Source organism: Legionella massiliensis (genome assembly GCF_000756815.1).
Taxonomy (GTDB): domain Bacteria; phylum Pseudomonadota; class Gammaproteobacteria; order Legionellales; family Legionellaceae; genus Tatlockia; species Tatlockia massiliensis.
Genome location: NZ_CCVW01000001.1, coordinates 634,873 through 651,904 on the forward strand (window position 1 = coordinate 634,873; position 17,032 = coordinate 651,904).

Consider the following 17,032-nt stretch of genomic DNA (forward strand, 5'->3'; position numbering starts at 1 on the left):
GTAGTGTTGAAACAAGGAAGGACGTGACCTTATTACAGACACTTGTGTAGATACCTATGGGGCAAGCCGCGGGAATTCGGAGTGGTTAAGTGGATTTGTAATTTTTATCCTGCACAAAAACTTAGCTTTTAGGAGGGAAGATGTTAATAAAAAACATTTATGTTTATGAGGGTGAGAATTCTGAGCCCCAGCTAAGAAATGTAGCTATCATCGCTAGTCAATCTTGGAAAATACTTAGAACCGAGGCTGAATGGGCAGAAGCTGAGCTTGCTGACCCTGAGCAACTGGATGCAAATGGTTGCTATACGCTAATGCCGGGCATGCTCGACGCTCATGTTCATGGTCAAGGTGGCATTGATTTTTCGGCTATTAATTCCCCAGATGATCTTGCAGCAATTTGCCTGGCCTTAGGGGCGACAGGGCTTTCCTACGCTATGGCGACCTTTGTTTCTTTACCAATCCCGCTTCTAAAAGAAAAATTAAGTTTGCTCAATGAGTATCTCAAACGGGAAGGCTTAACAGGGGCAACCTTGCTTACAGGGGTGCATCTCGAAGGGCCCTTTATTTCTAAAGATTGTAAGGGAGCACATGATCCAAACGTTCTGCAAGATTCAATTTCAATAGACGTCTTTAGAGATATTATCTCGGCTGCCCCAGAAATTAAGGAATGGAAAGTAACCTTGGCTCCAGAGCTTCCTGGAGCAATCGATTTCATCAAAGCCAGCAAAAAACTGGAGGAGGAAGGGATTTCAGTCAAGGTTTTCCTAGGCCATTGTAACCCGGATAATTTAGAACTTATCACAGAAGCTATTGCAGCTGGGGCAGTTGGTTTTACACATCTGGGTAATGCTTGCCGCGAGACTGGCAGCCGCAAAACGGATATTTGTACGACCAAAGCCGTCGATAGTGTTTTGGTGCGATGGGTTTTACAAAATCCTGGGCGTTGTCCTCCCGGGGTCGAGCTGATTGTTGATGGAGCTCACCTTTCACAATCCTTTGTTTCTCTAATCTTTAGTGCAGTGCCTGAGAAAATCGTTGTTGTCACCGATGATTTAGGGGCTGCAGGTTTGCCAGATGGTTTATACATGTTGGCTTCATTACCGGTTTGCAAAGAACAAAACAGTTTTTATCGGGTCGATGAGGAGGGACATTTTGAGATGAAGGCAGGAGCCCATGGTCCTGAAAGAGTTTTGGCCGGAAGTGCAGCACCTTTATCCTATTGTGCGGAAAAATTTGCCGAGTGGATTGGTCCCTATGCAGAAAAACAGAATGAGCTAATGCGCTTCATTTATAGTGGGATTGTTAAAAACCCAAGGATTTCATCCTTATCTGCAAGAGCTATTGCTAATTTACCTGATGAGCAGAACTTCGTTATTTTTAACAAGCAGGGGCAGCTAGCCTTGTCAATGTGCCAGGGCAGCCTCATTTCTCATGATGGATTAAAGAAAGCGGTAAAAGAAGTTCTACCTGTCGTGCAAAGCGGTTTTTTTGCCGGTTCTTTGGCTGGTCAGAGTTCCAGGAGCCCTGGTTTAAATTTTACAGGGCCTTCTTTTTAAGAGTTAACTCCCATCTCCCCTCAGGGGAGATGGTGCCCAGAGGGCGGATGAGGGTTAACCCGGTTGTGAAAGCTCGTCTTCCTCGTCTTTTGCACCAAGAAAAGAGGGTAATTTAAGCTGTGAGAGTTTGGTATGCAGCTTGGTAAACATAATGGGAAAAGCACCATTAGCAGTAACATTGGCTGTTGTACCAAAGGGATCACAAATTAAATAAACAGCTGTAATCAAACCAACCATGTCGCTTGAGAAGCCAAGATGCGCTTCTAAAATTGGGGCAACAACAATGATAACCCCGCCAGGAACGGCTGCGACGGCGTATTTTGCCAGTGCGGTGTAGAGGGCAAAAATCGCAAAGGTCGAAATTGAGGGTAGGGGCAATCCAAAGGTTAGGATTGTTGCCAGACTTAAAATTGGAATGCCGATTGCGGAACCCAGCGTATGGATATTAATGATAGCGGGTACAAGCATTCTTGCTTTTTCAGGGTCGTTAAGGTTTTTCTCTGTCGATACAAGCAGAACAGGCATTGCTGCTGCGCTGGAGATAGTACTAAATCCAACCAAGCTTGCTGGTAAGACATTCTTAAAATAGAAAAGAAACTTTTTAAACTTGAAGTTAGCAGCTACGAGGTACCAGAAGCTGATATAGAGCCATTGGCTGAAAACGATATAAACGAGAATCGGCCCATATAAGGTCAGCGCAGTTTGTAAGAGATGCTCATATTCAAGCTTAAAAATGAACCCTAAAATGAATAAAGGCAGGAAGGGAATAAAAACTTTCTTCAAAAAGCCATTGGCCAGTTGGTTCAATTTGATGGCGACAGCCTTTGCTTTGACGCTTGGCCATAAAGAAAAGAAAATGCCCGTTGCAAAACCAATTATTAGCGCGATGTCGTTTGAAATCAGTTTCTTTAAATGGAATTGCCAAGCGGGTATTAATTGGGGAGCAGCTTCAATGGGTGCTGCTTTGAAATGCATTAGGTTAAGACCAATATAGCCGGAACTATAACCAAACATCAATGCAGTAAAATTAGATACAAAGACACAGGTTATTAATAAAAATACAAAAAAGAGAGCGCCCTTCTGCAAATTTGAAAGACAGGAGAATACAAAGCTGAAAATGATGAATGGCAATAAAAACTCTAAGATGCCCTTCATACTCAAGCTAATCGCATAGCTAACAGATTTAACTGAAACGGGAATGTGTTGACCGAGAAATATTGGAAGAATAAGTATACTTAACAGAAAAAGAGGAAGTTTTAATTTTTTTAATGATTCGGTAGACATATTAATCCTTGTAAAAAACAAAATTCTGGCTCTCTGGCGCTTAAGAACAAGCTCATTTATGAGTCTTAGTGCACAAAATACCGAAGAGCGGCAAAACCCCAGCAAGCATATTACAACTATGTGCCTCGATTTTGCAAAGAGTGTATAGCAAATTCTTAGACTCTAAAATCTTGGCAGCTTTATAAAAGTGCGCATTATATCACAAGGTAGTCCATTGTTTGTACTTTTTGCGGTTATGAGGGGATATAATTGAGCGCACTGCCATTAAGTTAAGGGCGCTACATCAAAGCTGTTCGGGTTGAGGAGGCCTTTAGGCCGTCTCGAACTGAGGTACCCTCAGGAATTTGTAACTCAAAAAATAGTTATTTATTAAATCATTGTGCTCTTTCTTATGTCGTTCCCGCGTAGGCGGGAATCCATTTCTCAAGCAAAGGCCATCAGTCTGTTTGGGAGATAGATTCCTGCCTGCGCAGGAATGACAGAAAAATAGATCAACTTATGCGAGTAATACACATTTTTTTAATCATACATCTGAATTTCAAATTCGTGGGGATACCTCAGGTCTCGAAGCCATGTACAGTGTGATGCTTCAGACGGCCTAAAGGCTTCCTCAGCATGAACGGTTATAAAATCCTTTAACGTAAGTGATAGTTGAGTTGAACGGTGCTACGGGACCTAGCAATCTTCTGTTAGAATGAGCAGCCCTTTTATTTTGAGGTCTATTATGTTGGCAAAAGATAAAATTCTGGTCGTCTGGTCTGACTACTATCAAGAGCTGGCTAAAAAGCAGCTAGATAGTTGCCTCACTCTCCTTGACCAATCTGGTTATGCTTATGCTGTTGAAACAGTGGAAGCTGGAACCTATGAAATTCCCTCTGTCATCCAGCATTATCATCGCCATAATCCGCATGCTGGTTACCTACCCCTTAGCTTGCTGCTAAAAGGTAGTACCGATCATTACGAATTTATCTGGGAACACGTTAAGGAATGCTTTATCAAATTTGCTTTGGATGGCATTTTGCTTGGCAATGGCATTATTTCTGCACCCACTATGGACGCGATGGTTGCTCGGGTAGAGAATCATGAGCGGGTAGAAGAGGCTGTGCGCGCGCTGGATTACTTAATACGTTTCAAGGCAAAATTTGTTTATGACTAAACTATTACTTATCTCCGCAAACGTTCATCAAGACTTATCTGCCAGGCAACTTGCTTATTGCGAAAGGCTAGTTAAAGAGTCTGAACATGACTATCAGATAGAGGTGGCGGCGGCAGGTACTTATGAGATCCCTTTTATCATTAATGCCTATCAACAGAGAAATCCTTTTGATGGTTATATTGCTTTGGGCTTGGTATTAAAAACGAACCTTGACCACTATGACTATATTATGTCGCATATCAAGGAGTGTTTTACTTCTTTTGCCCTGAATAGTATTGCCGTAGGCAATGGTATTGTTAGTGGGAATTCCCTCGACGAGTTGACACTTAAAATTGATAGCTCTGACCCCTGTCTTTCAGCCTATCCATCCGCTGTTAAAGCAGTTGATTATCTGGTCAAATTGAAAAAAAATCTTTCCATCTGAATTTTAGGCCTGGTCAGTAGTTTTTCTATAAAACGAAGAGTTACAGGCCTTTCTCTTTGATTAATAAAGCAAAATTAACAGTAAAAAAACAGGTTGTATTAAATTTCATCTCGTGTAAAATTTTTGCCAGCTATGATACGAATACTAATATACCTAATAATGGGGTGCATTTACCCCACATCGAGCGTTCATTGGGATTCCTTGGTTCTTAAGAGCCAAATACCAGTGATTCTATTTAAATCAGAGACAGCAAGTGCTAAGGCTCCCGCTGAAACTGAGGCCAAAGTGCAACCTAAGCCTAAGGCAAAATTAGTGGCTGCGAAGCCCACTCAGCCTAAGGTTGCAAGTAAAAAAGCAAAGGAAGAAACCAAAAAAGTTACTATCAATAGCGTGGCTTTAAAGAAGGTCCCCTTTGAGGAGCTGCCTGGATGGAATGAAACTGACATTAAAAATTCTTTATTGGCCTTTCAAAACTCCTGTAAGATTTTTTTGAAACAGGCGCCCTCCCATCGAGTAGGTTCGCGCTATATCAATTTACAGGCAAAGGATTGGCAGCCTGCTTGTAAAGAAGCAGCCGCTATGGATTCCGTTTCTGACACCGCAGCAAGGGACTTTTTTAGAAAATGGTTCCACCCTGTTGAGTTTACGCAACGAAAGCCGATTCGCGGTTTATTTACCGGTTATTACATGCCGCAACTAAAAGGCAGTTTAACCAGGACAAAGGAATATAACACCCCGATCTATAGTATGCCTGATGATTTGCAATGGAATTCCGGGCGTCGTGGTTATTACACGCGAGAGCAGATTGATAATGGTGTGCTCAAGAAAAAGGCTTCAGTTATTGCCTGGATTAACAGCCCTGTCGAGCGCTTATTTCTGGAAATTGAGGGGGCAGGTGTTATTCAACTGCCTGGTGGTGAGAAGCTATACCTTGGTTATGCAGGCGAAAATGGTGCACCCTACACTTCAGTGAGCGGGGTACTGATCAACAAAGGAATCATGAACAGGGATAATGCCTCCAAACGTGCAGTTAAGCGATATCTAAAAAATCATCCACAAAGCGCCAGATCGATTCTTCATAGGAATAAGTCCTTTGTTTTTTTCCAGGATCTTAAAGAGAAAAAGGCCTTAGGTGCCCAGGGAATGGCTTTGACGCCAGGTTATTCTTTGGCAATTGATAGAAAATGGATTCCACTAGGTTCTCCCTTATGGCTAGCTACTAAGAAGCCCTTACAGCAAAGCGAGAAAGTGAAAAAATTCCACCGTTTGGTTATTGCCCAAGATACCGGAGGGGCAATTCGCGGCTTAATGCGTGGTGATATCTATTGGGGCTCCGGCAAGAGAGCTGCCTATTTGGGGGAGCATATGAAAAACTCTGGCCGTTTTTGGCTGCTCTTGCCTAAGCATATTTTTGAGAAACTTATCAAGATGGCTTAAACAGACTTTAGCATAGCCCGTCATCCCAACCCCCTCCGTCATCCCGAACATAGTGAGGGATCTCCGGGATTGGCACTGTGCCTCATTCAGGAGATGTCTCTCTACGTTCGACATGACGTAGGTCTTTGGGAGCGTAGCGAAGGAGCTCCTGAATGAGGCACAGTGCTAATCCCGGAGATCCTTCGTTGCTGACGGGGTGGCTGACCTATTATCGATAACTCTCTTCAAGAGCCTTAATAGTCTCGACGGTATCATCCTGCGTTTCATCAACTTCGCCAAACCAAGATGCCAGAATTTCTTTAGCCACATCCTGACTAAGCAGGCGGTTTGATAAGACAAGGACGTTGGCCTTGTTCCATTTGCGGGCGCCAGCAGCAGTTTGCGCATCGGTACACAAAGCGGCTCTTATCCCCGGGATTTTATTGGCAACAATAGCAGTGCCTGTGCCTGTCCAACAGAAAAAAATGCCTTCTTCACAATGCTCATGAAAAACTGCTTCGGCGGCTTCTTGAGCAGCTTGTATCCAGGGCTCCTCTTTACCTGATTTGAGAGCGCCGAATAAGATCACCTCATGGCCTAAACGTGCTAATTCTTTAACAACAAAATCATTAACTGGATAATGCTCATCGCTACCAACTGCAATTCTCATGAAGTGTTTACTCCTTAATTAATAATAGGTCTGTTCCCCTGACGTTCGTCATCCAGAGCGCAGCGAAGGATCTCCGGGATTAGCACTCCACCACATTCAGGAGATCCTTCGCTGCGCTCTGGATGACGGGCTAGGAAAGGCTGCCTCAACCCGATTGAAATGCACAATATAGCTGCTATGCCACTGTGGCCAGCTTTCCTGATTTATATCGATACTAAAGGACTTTACCATTTTGCTATCTAACTCGGTCTCCTGATCATAGAGCAAAGCAAATTCAGCCGTGTTTTCAACCAGCGGAGAGAGCAAGAAGCCGGATTTTGCCATAGATGCGATGAGGCGATACGTCCTTTGCGAGCCGTCTTTGAGTGAAAATCTAATTTCTAGTTGCTTGGGTTTGAGCAAAATAGTGGCCAGCTTACCCCATAGGGTCGCTCTCATTTCAATTTCGACAAAGACTGCTTCATTAAGAGATGGCAGAGTGACAGATTCACCAAGCTGATGCTTCTCAGTTCTTAAGGGAGTCATTATTTTGCTTGCGAGCGGCGGGGCTTCTCTTTTTTTGAGAAGGAGAAAATCTTGCACGGCTTCATTGGGTCGATAATTCGCTACTAATAAGGGCCAACTAGAACCATCTTCCAGAGCGGGTACTCGATTATCTATCGGTTCAATACGAAAGATAATATTATCGGGGCTGTTTGGGCTTAGTAAATGATTTCTATTTTTCTCTGCTAATTGCGAGTTAAACACTGAATAGCTTTGAAATATTGGTCGGGGAGACCATTTATTAGGTGAAGAAAGCAAAAAAGCCTGTTCAAAAGAGTAGATATCTGTTGTTCCTGTTAGTTGGGGAAAGGAGGTTTGGCTATGGAGAAAGCCTGTTGTTGCTGCAAAATTTTGCTCTAGCCAGTTTTTATCGCTGAACCGGTTTTTTAGGCCGTGCCAGGCTGGTGCATAGGTTGATATCGCATTATTGCGCAGTGAGAATCTGCTATGTTGCTCAATGATGAAACTCCAGGTACAAAGAGCAGCAAAAATAATTGCTAGAGACCTTTTGCTGTCATGCACAAAGCTGAATGCTAGGGCTGCCAATAGAATTGACGTGCCGGGTATAAAAGAATGGCCAAAATGACGGGCAAAACCGGCTTTAAATGAGATAAACAAAAATACAAAAAAGAGGCTGAATAGAAAAAGCTTAGCAGCTAGAGGGCTTTGCTTTTGCCAGAAAAGGATTGCAAAAAGGAAGCCTGTACAGAGTATATAAACAAGGATTTCTGCGGGATTGCCATCAAGAGCCATCGCCTCTGAAAAGCTGGCCGCCAGGGAAAAGGTTTGCCAAAGGTAGCTAGGTAGATCGACTAAGGTTTGTCCCGCAGCAAGCCAGAAGAGTTGCATTGAACCTAGAAATGAAATCAGGCAAAGACCTGCCAATAAGGGCTTACGATAGCTAAGGTAGAAGGCGGAGCTTAGTAAGGTTGTGAACAGGCATAAAATTAAGAAAGAGCCTTTCACCAAGGCTAATAAGCCAAAGGGCGCGAACAACAGTCCAATATATTTCCTTTCTAAGCCCTCAGTAAAGAATAAAGACTTATAAGCGATTAATCCAACCAATAAAGGGTAGGAAAACAGCAGTGAATCTCGTGCATAAATCATCCCGGAGAAGAAGATAAAAGCACCTACTATCCAAGGCCAGCGCAGGGGTGTCATCAATAAAATCATTGCGAGCCAATAGGACAAGGCTAAATAGCAACTACCGGCAATCATCATAAAATCAGTAGCAGGGTGATAGGCCTTGGTATAAATAGAGGAATAAGGTCCGAGGGTGAAAATGATATCTTTGCCAAAGGCAAGTCCTTGTGCAACTGCCTGATTAAGGCCCATAGCCCAGGATGGATCTAGTCCGGGGGCGGGCATCTTAGGAGAGAGAGGGACAAAAACACAGAGCAGAATGACCAAAAGAAGAAGTTTCAATAGACTGTCAAAGAGCGGTTTTATTGGTTTCTCAGGGTTAAAAAAGGCTTTCACTACCATCCCCCTTCATAGGGACGATGCTTTTTCATCTCAGAGCTGGTGTTACCGCGATGGTAATGCAATTTCCAGTGCTTTTGCTGAGTTGTTTTATCCCAAAAAGGATGATAGTCAATTGCAAAACGGCGATCTAACTGCCCATTGTCTTTTTTTTTGTAAAGATTCAAACCGCCACCACCGGTTTTAGGATAAAGGCGCATAGCTATCTGATAGCTTCCTCTACGCAATAAGGAGTAGGTCGCAATCGACAGGGCCAAAAAGCCTGTTAGAGTTTTTTGCGCCCATTTCGATTCGGATTTTTCTCCTTCTTTTTCTGGCATTATTTGTTAATCACCACTCTAAGTGCCTGTAGCTTTAAGGTTGCGTGCTTAAGGTAATTTTCGCTCTCACTAATTTGCTCTTTAAAAAATGCGATTTCCTCCTTGCGAATGGAGGGATTAATTTTTTGCAGAGCCTCTAGACGGTTAATCTCCTGGCTAAGGTTGTCGGTCATTTGATCCTTTGCCTGTTCAAGAATCACAGACATTTGCTGGTCAGCAAAATGACTGCTATGCCCAATCATGGTATCAAGCTCATGGCGAACCTGCTTAATAATAGCTGGACCGTTATGACGTTTTAAGGGGGTGCAAAGACCATTTAGCTGTGAATAGTCCAGTATTTTTGTCAGGTTTTTACCGGAAACATCAGTTAATATCCTGATGGGGATCGTTGGCAGAAAGCGATCAAGCTGTAAATGTTTGGGGGCCGCACAGTTGATCGTATGAAAGGATTCTAGCAATAAGGTGCCAGGTGTGAGGCCTTTAACTGCAATAGTCACCATTGTCACATTACCCAGCTCGGAATCAAGTATCATTTCTACTGAATCTGCAACCATAGGATGTTCCCAGCTGAGAAATTCCATCTCTTCTCTGATCAGTGCCTTCGCCCTTGAATAGGTAACAGTAACGCCATCTTCCTTTAGCCCTGGAAAATGACTGGTTTTCATATGATCAGTGGGGCGTAGAATTTCTGCATAATCAGAATGGTACTCATGTTCTATACCGTACTCCTGGAAAACAGAGGTCATATAGTTTTCAAGTTCGAGGCTATTTTCTGCTGTTTCGATGGCGGCAATCAGTTCTTCGGCGACTTCGTTATTACAGGAATTAAGCTCTAATAAACGATCGCGACCTTCTTGAAGGGCATGAAGAATTTGCTCAGAATAATTTTTTGTTTCAGCAATTAGGGCATTAAATTGCTGTTCGTCTGGGGTATTGATTAGTGTTAAAAGTTGATTGGCAAACTTCTCATAGATAGAAAACCCAACGGAACAGCTTTTTTCAAAGGAATTAATCCCTTCGTTAAACCAACGAAAGAGCTTCTCTTGAGCGCTATTTAATAAGTAGGGCACATGGATTTCTACATTATGGCGTTGGCCGATACGATCCAGGCGGCCTATACGTTGTTCCAGCAAATCCGGATTGAGGGGTAAATCGAACAAGACAAGATGATGGGCAAATTGAAAATTACGCCCTTCACTGCCAATTTCTGAACAGATGAGGGTTTGCGCACCGTTTTCCTGCTCGGAAAAATAAGCTGCAGAGCGATCCCTTTCGACAATAGACATCCCTTCGTGGAAAGAGGTACTGCGGATTCCTTCCTGCAACTTCAAATGTTGCTCAAGTGCTATTGCAGTACTAGCTTTTGCACAAATCACAAGCACCTTTGCCGGTCGAAGTTCTGTCAGTTTGCTACTAAGCCATTGCACCCGCGGGTCAATTTTAAGCCAATCTTCGCCTGGAAGTCTTGTTTCAGGATAGAGGTTAATACCCTCTGGCTCAGATGGGAGCTCAGCATAGATTTGCGGTTGGGCTAAGGGATAGGCCTGCAATTGTCGTTCAGGAAAACCCTGAATTGCTGCTCGTGTATTACGAAAGAGTACCCGTCCAGTACCATGGCGGTCGAGCAGCTGCCTGATCGTTTCACTGATAGAATTGGTTGAATCCTCATGGAGATAATTGGCTAGCTTTGTTTTTAATTCTGCTGTTAACTCATCAGTTTGCCATTCTTCCCGGTAAGCAATTAATTGTTGCACCAGTTGGTTGAGGGCTTGATAGCCTGCTTCCTCTTTCTTGAAGGCAGACAAATCATAAAATCGTGAAGGGTCAAGGAGGCGAAGGCGGGCAAAATGACTTTGGATGCCTACTTGTTCAGGCGTTGCTGTGAGTAAGAGCAGGCCTTTGGACTGCGCTGATAAGTCTTCAATGAATTGATATTCTGGACTAGCCCCCTCTTCTGACCAGTGTAGATGATGGGCTTCGTCAACGATCAAGAGATCCCAGCCTGCCTCAATGGCTTGCTCGCGGGCTTTTTCATTGCTCATTAGAAAATCCAGACTACAGAGAACTAGCTGTTCTGTTTCAAAAAGATTTTCTTTTGTGGGATCACTATCGAATTCAATTTCTTCATCTTCAAGGCTGTCTTCAATCGCCTCGAGCTGATCATAGCGGCCTTGATCGATAATGGAGAAATACAAATTAAAGCGGCGGATCATTTCAACCAGCCACTGATGAATCAGTGAGTTTGGCACAATAATAAGCACTCTTGTCGCTCGCCCTGTCTGTAATTGATAATGCAGGATCATGCCAGCCTCGATGGTTTTACCCAGCCCTACTTCATCGGCGAGTAATACACGGGGTGCATAGCGTTGTGCTACCTCATGAGCAATATAAACCTGGTGAGGGAGATGATTTGTTCTTGAGCCTAACAATCCTCGAGCTGGAGATTGCTGCTGCTTGGCTAGCTGATTTAGAGTGTCTATTCTGAGTTTAAAGGCAGGGAGTTTATCAAACTGACCACTGAGAAGCCTTTGCTGCGGTGAAATTAGTTTGATAAAACAGTCCAGACTAAGTTCATCAATAGTGACAGGAATATCATTTTCATCCAGGCCTGAATAAAATAAGAGCCCCTGCCTTTCGTGGATTTCAGTGATTTTTATTTTCTGTTGGTCGAGTGTGAAAATCTCATCCTCTTCTTTATAGATAATACGAGTTAAGGGTGCATTGTCGGCAGCATAGATTCGTTCTTCACCTGCTGCAGGAAAGCTAATAGAAACATGCCTACCGCTTACATCGGTAATGATTCCTAAACCTAATTGAGATTCTGTGTTAGAGATCCAGCGTTGGCCAATTGAAAAGGTCATCGAGAATAAGTCCTGTCTAAACTTTAGAGTTGTTGCTAATAACTGACGTTAATAAAGTAGCCGTGGATTTTATCACGAATTTTAAATTTTCGATGGGGTTAAATTAGAAAATTAGATGAGCTAAATATTTTATTAAATACCTAATTAATACATTTTTATTTATATTAAATAGTAAATTTAATTATTTTATAGTAGGTTATCGTCGTACTGACGAATAACTAATATTTATCTATACTCTTTAAAGCTTGTTGACATTTAAGGGCGCAAGCATAAAATCGATTTTAAACGATTTTTAGCCCGAACTGACGTTAATTTATAATGGACTATACCAAATGAAGTTTTATCGCGCAGTTTTCATTTGCTTCCTTGCTTTCACTTCTGTGCTTCACGCTGATGAAAGGATATTAAAGGTAGCGGTTTCCGCCTATGAGCCGCCTTTTGTGATTCAGGAGTCAAATAATAAATTTTATGGGTTTGATATAGCGCTTATAGAAGCTATTTGTAGATCGATAAATTATCGATGCCAATATATTCCCATGCCTTTTAGTCGATTATTACCTGCTATTGAATCCAATCAAGTCGATATGGCTGTTGGATCGATCTTTATTACGCCTGAACGAGCTAATCGAGTCTTGTTTTCATCACCTTATTTCTTGAGCAGGTTACGTTTTTTGGTACGTGGAGCGACGAAAGATGGTAGTTTAAATGCACAAGCATTTGCTGGTAGAAATATTGGTGTAACCAACACCTCATTTACAGCACCCCTCAAACAATGGGGAGTAAAGAATTCTCAAATTGTTAACTATAAGCAAGAAGATGCCTTGGTTAAGGCTTTAAATAATGGCTATATACAATTTGCTCTTTTGGATAATTCTACAGCTGTTTATTGGCATCAGAATTCATCAGGGAATCTTAAGGTATTTGGACCACCCATAATTTTTGGTTACGGCGTTGGTATTGCAATTAGCCCTAAGAATGCTGCATTGGTGAGCCCAATCAATGAGGCTTTGTTGAAATATCAAAACAGTCCTGGCTTTACCCTCAATTTTCACAAATATCTCGCTGCAATCTACGACTTCTAAAGGGAAAAGCCATATTTGGCGCATCTTGAACGAAACAGGGGGCTAAAAAATACTCACATAGTGATCTATGCTCCGTTTTTTTAGCCCCCCGTTTCGTTCAACCTGTACTCAAATCTGACTTTTCCCTGCGGGATCTGAGTGATCCCCACGAAATATAATTCGCTTTGCCCGCAATGGCGTCAGCCTCACGTTCGAAGACGATATGTCCTCTCTCCCCTTGGGGAGAGAGTTAGAGAGAGGGGGGAGATGTGGCATCAATTTACTTATGTTGACGCCATTGCGTGAACGTTTACTTTCTTTGTGTCCTGGAGTTTATGACCAAGTAGAGCTAAGATGCCGGCCTTAAATTATCAATTTTAAGGTGTTTTCTGATGTTCTATAGAAAAATGTTGAAATCGAAGATTCATCGCGCCACTGTGACCCATGCTGATTTGGATTATGAGGGTAGCGTGACTATTTCTCCTGAGTTGCTTGAGGCGGCTAATATTTTACCTAATGAAGCAGTGAATATCTGGAATGTGACTGCAGGTACCCGTTTTGAAACCTATGCAATTAAAGGCGAGGCTGGGTCAAGGAATATTTGTATTAATGGCGCTGCCGCTCATCTCGTAACGCCTGGGGACCTGGTTATTATTGCTTCATTTATCCAATTGCCAGAGGAGCATTGCGCTAGCCATAATCCTACCGTTGTTTTTGTCGATCAAGCTAATCGGTTAAAAGAGATTCGGCCAGAATTTACGGCAGAGCTTGACGCGGTATAATCTCAGTTATGGATAAAGGTATATACTGGGATCATAACCAAGCAAAAAAAAGATTCTATGTTAATGCTTTTTATCCAGGGACTGGTGATTGGATTCGCTATCTCTGCACCCTTTGGCCCTATTGGTATTCTTTGTATTCAGCGAACCCTGCAAAATGGATTTTGGGTTGGCCTTGCAACTGGGATGGGGGCTGCTTTTGCCGATAATATCTATGGTTTGATCGCTGCCTTTAGTATTAGTGCAATCACTAAATTTCTTTTTGCCTTTGAATATTGGATTCGTGTTCTTGGTGGTTTGGTGCTGGTTTATTTTGGTTTGAAACTGTTGATGATTGAATCAAAATTAATGAAGACTAAAACGGATGCCATGGAAAGTATATGGCGCGCTTTTGGTTCCACCGTTTTGCTTACTCTCACTAGTCCTATTACCCTGCTTTCTTTTATGGCTGTATTCTCTGTACTAGGCTTGGGTGGTAAAAACATGGATTATTTACAAGCCCTGGCTTTAGTTTCAGGCATTTTTATCAGTTCTACATTGTGGTGGCTTGCCCTAACCTGTTCTGTGACTTTTTTTCTCGATGAGTATATCAGCCAAAGATGGATGAAATTTGTTAACTGGATTGCTGGGAGCATTATGCTGGCATTCAGTGTCTATGCACTAAAAATCATTTTTTAACGTAATAACAACTCTATCCCCAATTCCCGCGGCTTGACCCATAGGTATCTATGGGCTCAGAGTGGACACCGGATCCCGCGGCCAAGACGCGGGAATTCAATACTGGGGTGGGGGCTGACCTATTATGTTTTAACGGATACTTTTATACATTAGGTTACCAGCCCTGCCTCAGTAGTTTTCACCTGGCAGAGCTGAAGGAAGATCAAGAACAAGTTATATTGATGTTTATCACATTCGCACCAGTAACAGCACCTGAGCCTGTTCCTGGTATTATGTTACAGGTTTGATTCAAAGGTTGCTGCAAGATAGTCACATCATATGCAGTACCATTCGTTAACGCGCTAGGGAAGGTAAAGGTTCCATTCCTGATGTTCGCGGTAGTTAATGGTAAGTAATCATCAATTGTAGCGGTCTGCGAGCCTTGTGTGGTTGAAAATTCATTTTGCAAAATAATGGTTTCTCCATCGGCAAGGCCTGAAATAGTGCCTTGTATGGTATATAAAGAACCATATTTACTTACAATTAGGTCGGATATCTCCTGAATATTTTTACCCGCGGCTCCAGCGTAACCAAGAAATACTTCTCTCGGAATACTATCTAGGTTAGCGTTTGTGTTTAAAGCGAGCGCTCTATTCAATTGGCTATTAACATAGACGTTCAAGCAAGCATTGGATGCTGTAACAGCATTAGCTTCTGCAGAGCATTGACCAGGTGCGATCTCTACTCTATACACCTTACGCCCCCTCGCTATCTCAGAGGTACAGGACGGATTAGTACAGGATAAAGAGGTTGGGGGATTCAGCAAGCTTGCTGGTCCTTGGATATTAATACTATTAGGTCTCGGAGTTGAGCCGTTTGTTGCAGAGGAACTTTCATGCTCATCGAAGCCAATTCTTAGGAAACTATTTTGGAGTGCGGCAGTCTGCAATTCTCCTTGCTCATTAGCACTTGTTCCATCAACTAAGAAGAAGGAGAAGCCGTTTGCCTCTTGAGCAGCTATGTCCTCACCATAGGAATAAGCCGTAAATTGAATTGAGAGTCCCTGTTCCAAGTTAAGCAAGGGTTTAAATACTACACTCCTTTCTTGATCCATGATTACATCGGTTAATCGCAGGGCACCAAAGCCTTGACTATCTGGTGTGGGCTTATACCAGCTATTGCTGTCACAACCAGGAATTTGTCTAGATGTTGCAGATTGAGTCGAGGCGGTTAAGCAGACGCTATTAGCTGAAGAGGCTAGCGGGGTTTCCCAAGGAAATACTGTCGTTGAAAATCTAAAAGACTCAATATATGGAAGTTTTAAGGTGCAGACTACAGTTAAAGATACATCCCCTGTCAGCGTTCGAGTACCTTTACCTTGTAATACCATACAGACTTGGTTCGCTGGTTGAGTTACTACCTGAACATCGTAGTTGGAACCACTAACTTGAGGAGAAAAAGTGAAGGCTGCAGAGGGGTTCGCATTCGTACCTATTACAGATAAAGAATCTTGGTCATTATTCTGCAAGATAAGTGTTTCATCATTATTAAGGCCTATAACCGTACCGCTGACTGTATAACTTTGGGTCTCTGTTTTTCCAGCATTAAGTGCAGTTTTAGTTCCACCTAGTATAGAGGTTTGAGGAGTGGCGCTAAAGATAACTGAACAGGTTTGGGTAATTGCTCCTGTAGTATAGATAATGCCATTCCATTGACCGGCAGGACAGTCGCCGTTAACTGTAGGTGAGACGGTGAAGCCGGGATTGGCGATGACGGTAATTGACAGCGTCTGATTATAGAAAACTGGTTGCCCAGTTCCAGTCGAAATAGTCTCGTTGCCATCACCCTTGGTTGAAACATTGTAGATATTAAGATCTGCATTAAAGCTGACCGAACAAGCAGCGTGAACAAGGCCAGTTGTATACACATTACCTGACCAGCTGCCCTTTGGACAGTCACCGCCAATGAGCGTCTTATCAAGGGTATAACCAGTTTGAGGGGTTACCGTGAAAGTTGCACTGTGATTATAGTCTACGATTGTGCTGCCAGGAGATACCGTGACAAAGCTATTATTCTTGGATGATACAATGAATGTGTTAATTTTGGCCCCAAAAGAAACTGAGCAGTCACCAGTAATTTGCCCAGTTGTATAGACATTGTCTGCCCAACTACCTGCTGGACAAGTGCCTCCGACGGGTTGGAGAGTATAGCCAGTATCGGGTGTTACAGTGAACGACAGAGTATGGTTATAGTCTACTATTTGCGCTGCGCTCGATGTCACAGTGACATGGCTGTCTGCCATTGGTGTAACAGTGTATTTATCGATGGGCGTAGCGGTTGCCCAAAGAATGGGTAGCGGAACACGATTATGATTTCTTACATCACCGTAAACAAGTTGGATCCTAGATAGTCCTACTTGCTGGGGAATGAATTTAATGGTTACTGTGCAACTTGTATAGGGTACTAAGGGCAAGTTACTACAGTTATCGCTAATCTCGAAAACTCCAGGGCTATAATCATAAGCTATGGAAGGAATTGCAACTGAAGGAACCCTGTTAGTGAACGTGTAAGTAACTGAAGATGTTTTGCCCAAGGATGTGGTAGCTATCCCCATTGCAGGCGAAATAGACCACGCTACCGGATCAGAAGAAGCCATACTTTCATTGATTAAAAAAAATGACAAAACCCAAGCTAATCCTATCCGAACTATATTCATGTACATCCTCCAACTCGATAAAGCTGCTTAAGTAAACTGCAATTAAATTTGATCACAAATCCTTACTAAGAAATAAATTAATTTCTGTAAAAATAGTTAAGAAATTG

Annotated in this window: 13 protein-coding genes; 7 read left to right on the forward strand and 6 right to left on the reverse strand. The window is 42.7% G+C overall.

Features of this window, described 5'->3' with window-relative positions; genetic code table 11:
• Window positions 1–140 precede the first annotated feature (140 nt).
• Window positions 141–1,556, forward strand: coding sequence for an N-acetylglucosamine-6-phosphate deacetylase (locus tag BN1094_RS02735; RefSeq protein ID WP_099908960.1), 1,416 nt, complete (start codon window positions 141–143; stop codon window positions 1,554–1,556).
• Window positions 1,557–1,610: 54 nt separating this feature from the next.
• On the opposite strand, the gene BN1094_RS02740 is transcribed toward BN1094_RS02735, so the two are convergent.
• Window positions 1,611–2,840 carry a cation:dicarboxylate symporter family transporter gene (locus BN1094_RS02740; RefSeq protein ID WP_043872859.1) on the reverse strand — a complete coding sequence of 410 codons (1,230 nt, stop codon included), beginning with the start codon at window positions 2,838–2,840 and terminating at the stop codon, window positions 1,611–1,613.
• 724 nt (window positions 2,841–3,564) lie between these two features.
• Between BN1094_RS02740 and BN1094_RS02745 the strand changes: the two genes are divergently transcribed.
• The 3 genes from BN1094_RS02745 to mltA all read left to right on the forward strand — a co-directional run bounded on the left by BN1094_RS02745 (window position 3,565) and on the right by mltA (window position 5,857).
• Window positions 3,565–3,996, forward strand: a complete 432-nt coding sequence (locus BN1094_RS02745; RefSeq protein WP_245614135.1) for a 6,7-dimethyl-8-ribityllumazine synthase — start codon at window positions 3,565–3,567, stop codon at window positions 3,994–3,996.
• Window positions 3,989–4,420, forward strand: coding sequence for a 6,7-dimethyl-8-ribityllumazine synthase (locus tag BN1094_RS02750; RefSeq protein ID WP_043872860.1), 432 nt, complete (start codon window positions 3,989–3,991; stop codon window positions 4,418–4,420). The genes BN1094_RS02745 and BN1094_RS02750 overlap by 8 nt, the downstream gene beginning before the upstream one ends.
• Window positions 4,421–4,645: 225 nt before the next feature.
• A complete protein-coding gene (mltA, locus tag BN1094_RS02755; RefSeq protein ID WP_245614136.1) occupies window positions 4,646–5,857 on the forward strand; it encodes a murein transglycosylase A in 1,212 nt (403 codons plus the stop codon).
• A gap of 208 nt (window positions 5,858–6,065) precedes the next feature.
• Here the strand turns inward: mltA and BN1094_RS02760 are convergent, their stop codons facing one another.
• From BN1094_RS02760 to rapA, 4 genes are all read right to left on the reverse strand, one after another.
• Window positions 6,066–6,506 (reverse strand): RpiB/LacA/LacB family sugar-phosphate isomerase, encoded by a 441-nt coding sequence (locus BN1094_RS02760; RefSeq protein WP_043872861.1) that lies wholly within the window; start codon window positions 6,504–6,506, stop codon window positions 6,066–6,068.
• A gap of 96 nt (window positions 6,507–6,602) precedes the next feature.
• Window positions 6,603–8,528 (reverse strand): hypothetical protein, encoded by a 1,926-nt coding sequence (locus BN1094_RS02765; protein WP_052403095.1) that lies wholly within the window; start codon window positions 8,526–8,528, stop codon window positions 6,603–6,605.
• Window positions 8,528–8,851: a hypothetical protein gene (locus BN1094_RS02770; RefSeq protein ID WP_043872863.1), complete on the reverse strand. Its 324-nt coding sequence runs from the start codon at window positions 8,849–8,851 to the stop codon at window positions 8,528–8,530. The genes BN1094_RS02765 and BN1094_RS02770 overlap by 1 nt, the downstream gene beginning before the upstream one ends.
• The gene (rapA, locus tag BN1094_RS02775) at window positions 8,851–11,712 is read right to left on the reverse strand and encodes an RNA polymerase-associated protein RapA (protein WP_043872864.1); all 2,862 of its coding nucleotides are present in this window, start codon (window positions 11,710–11,712) and stop codon (window positions 8,851–8,853) included. Before rapA ends, BN1094_RS02770 begins: the two co-directional genes overlap by 1 nt.
• 332 nt (window positions 11,713–12,044) lie before the next feature.
• On the opposite strand from rapA, the gene BN1094_RS02780 reads away from it, so the two are divergent.
• From BN1094_RS02780 to BN1094_RS02790, 3 genes are all read left to right on the forward strand, one after another.
• On the forward strand, window positions 12,045–12,794 hold the full coding sequence (locus BN1094_RS02780; RefSeq protein WP_043872865.1) for a transporter substrate-binding domain-containing protein: 750 nt from the start codon (window positions 12,045–12,047) through the stop codon (window positions 12,792–12,794).
• A gap of 371 nt (window positions 12,795–13,165) precedes the next feature.
• Window positions 13,166–13,555: an aspartate 1-decarboxylase gene (panD, locus tag BN1094_RS02785; RefSeq protein WP_043872866.1), complete on the forward strand. Its 390-nt coding sequence runs from the start codon at window positions 13,166–13,168 to the stop codon at window positions 13,553–13,555.
• Between the two features lie 57 nt (window positions 13,556–13,612).
• Complete coding sequence (locus tag BN1094_RS02790; protein WP_043872867.1) at window positions 13,613–14,230, forward strand: LysE family translocator; 618 nt, start codon at window positions 13,613–13,615, stop codon at window positions 14,228–14,230.
• Between the two features lie 202 nt (window positions 14,231–14,432).
• On the opposite strand, the gene BN1094_RS02795 is transcribed toward BN1094_RS02790, so the two are convergent.
• Entirely contained in the window at window positions 14,433–16,925 is a 2,493-nt protein-coding gene (locus BN1094_RS02795) for a hypothetical protein (RefSeq protein WP_043872868.1), read from the reverse strand.
• Window positions 16,926–17,032 lie beyond the last annotated feature (107 nt).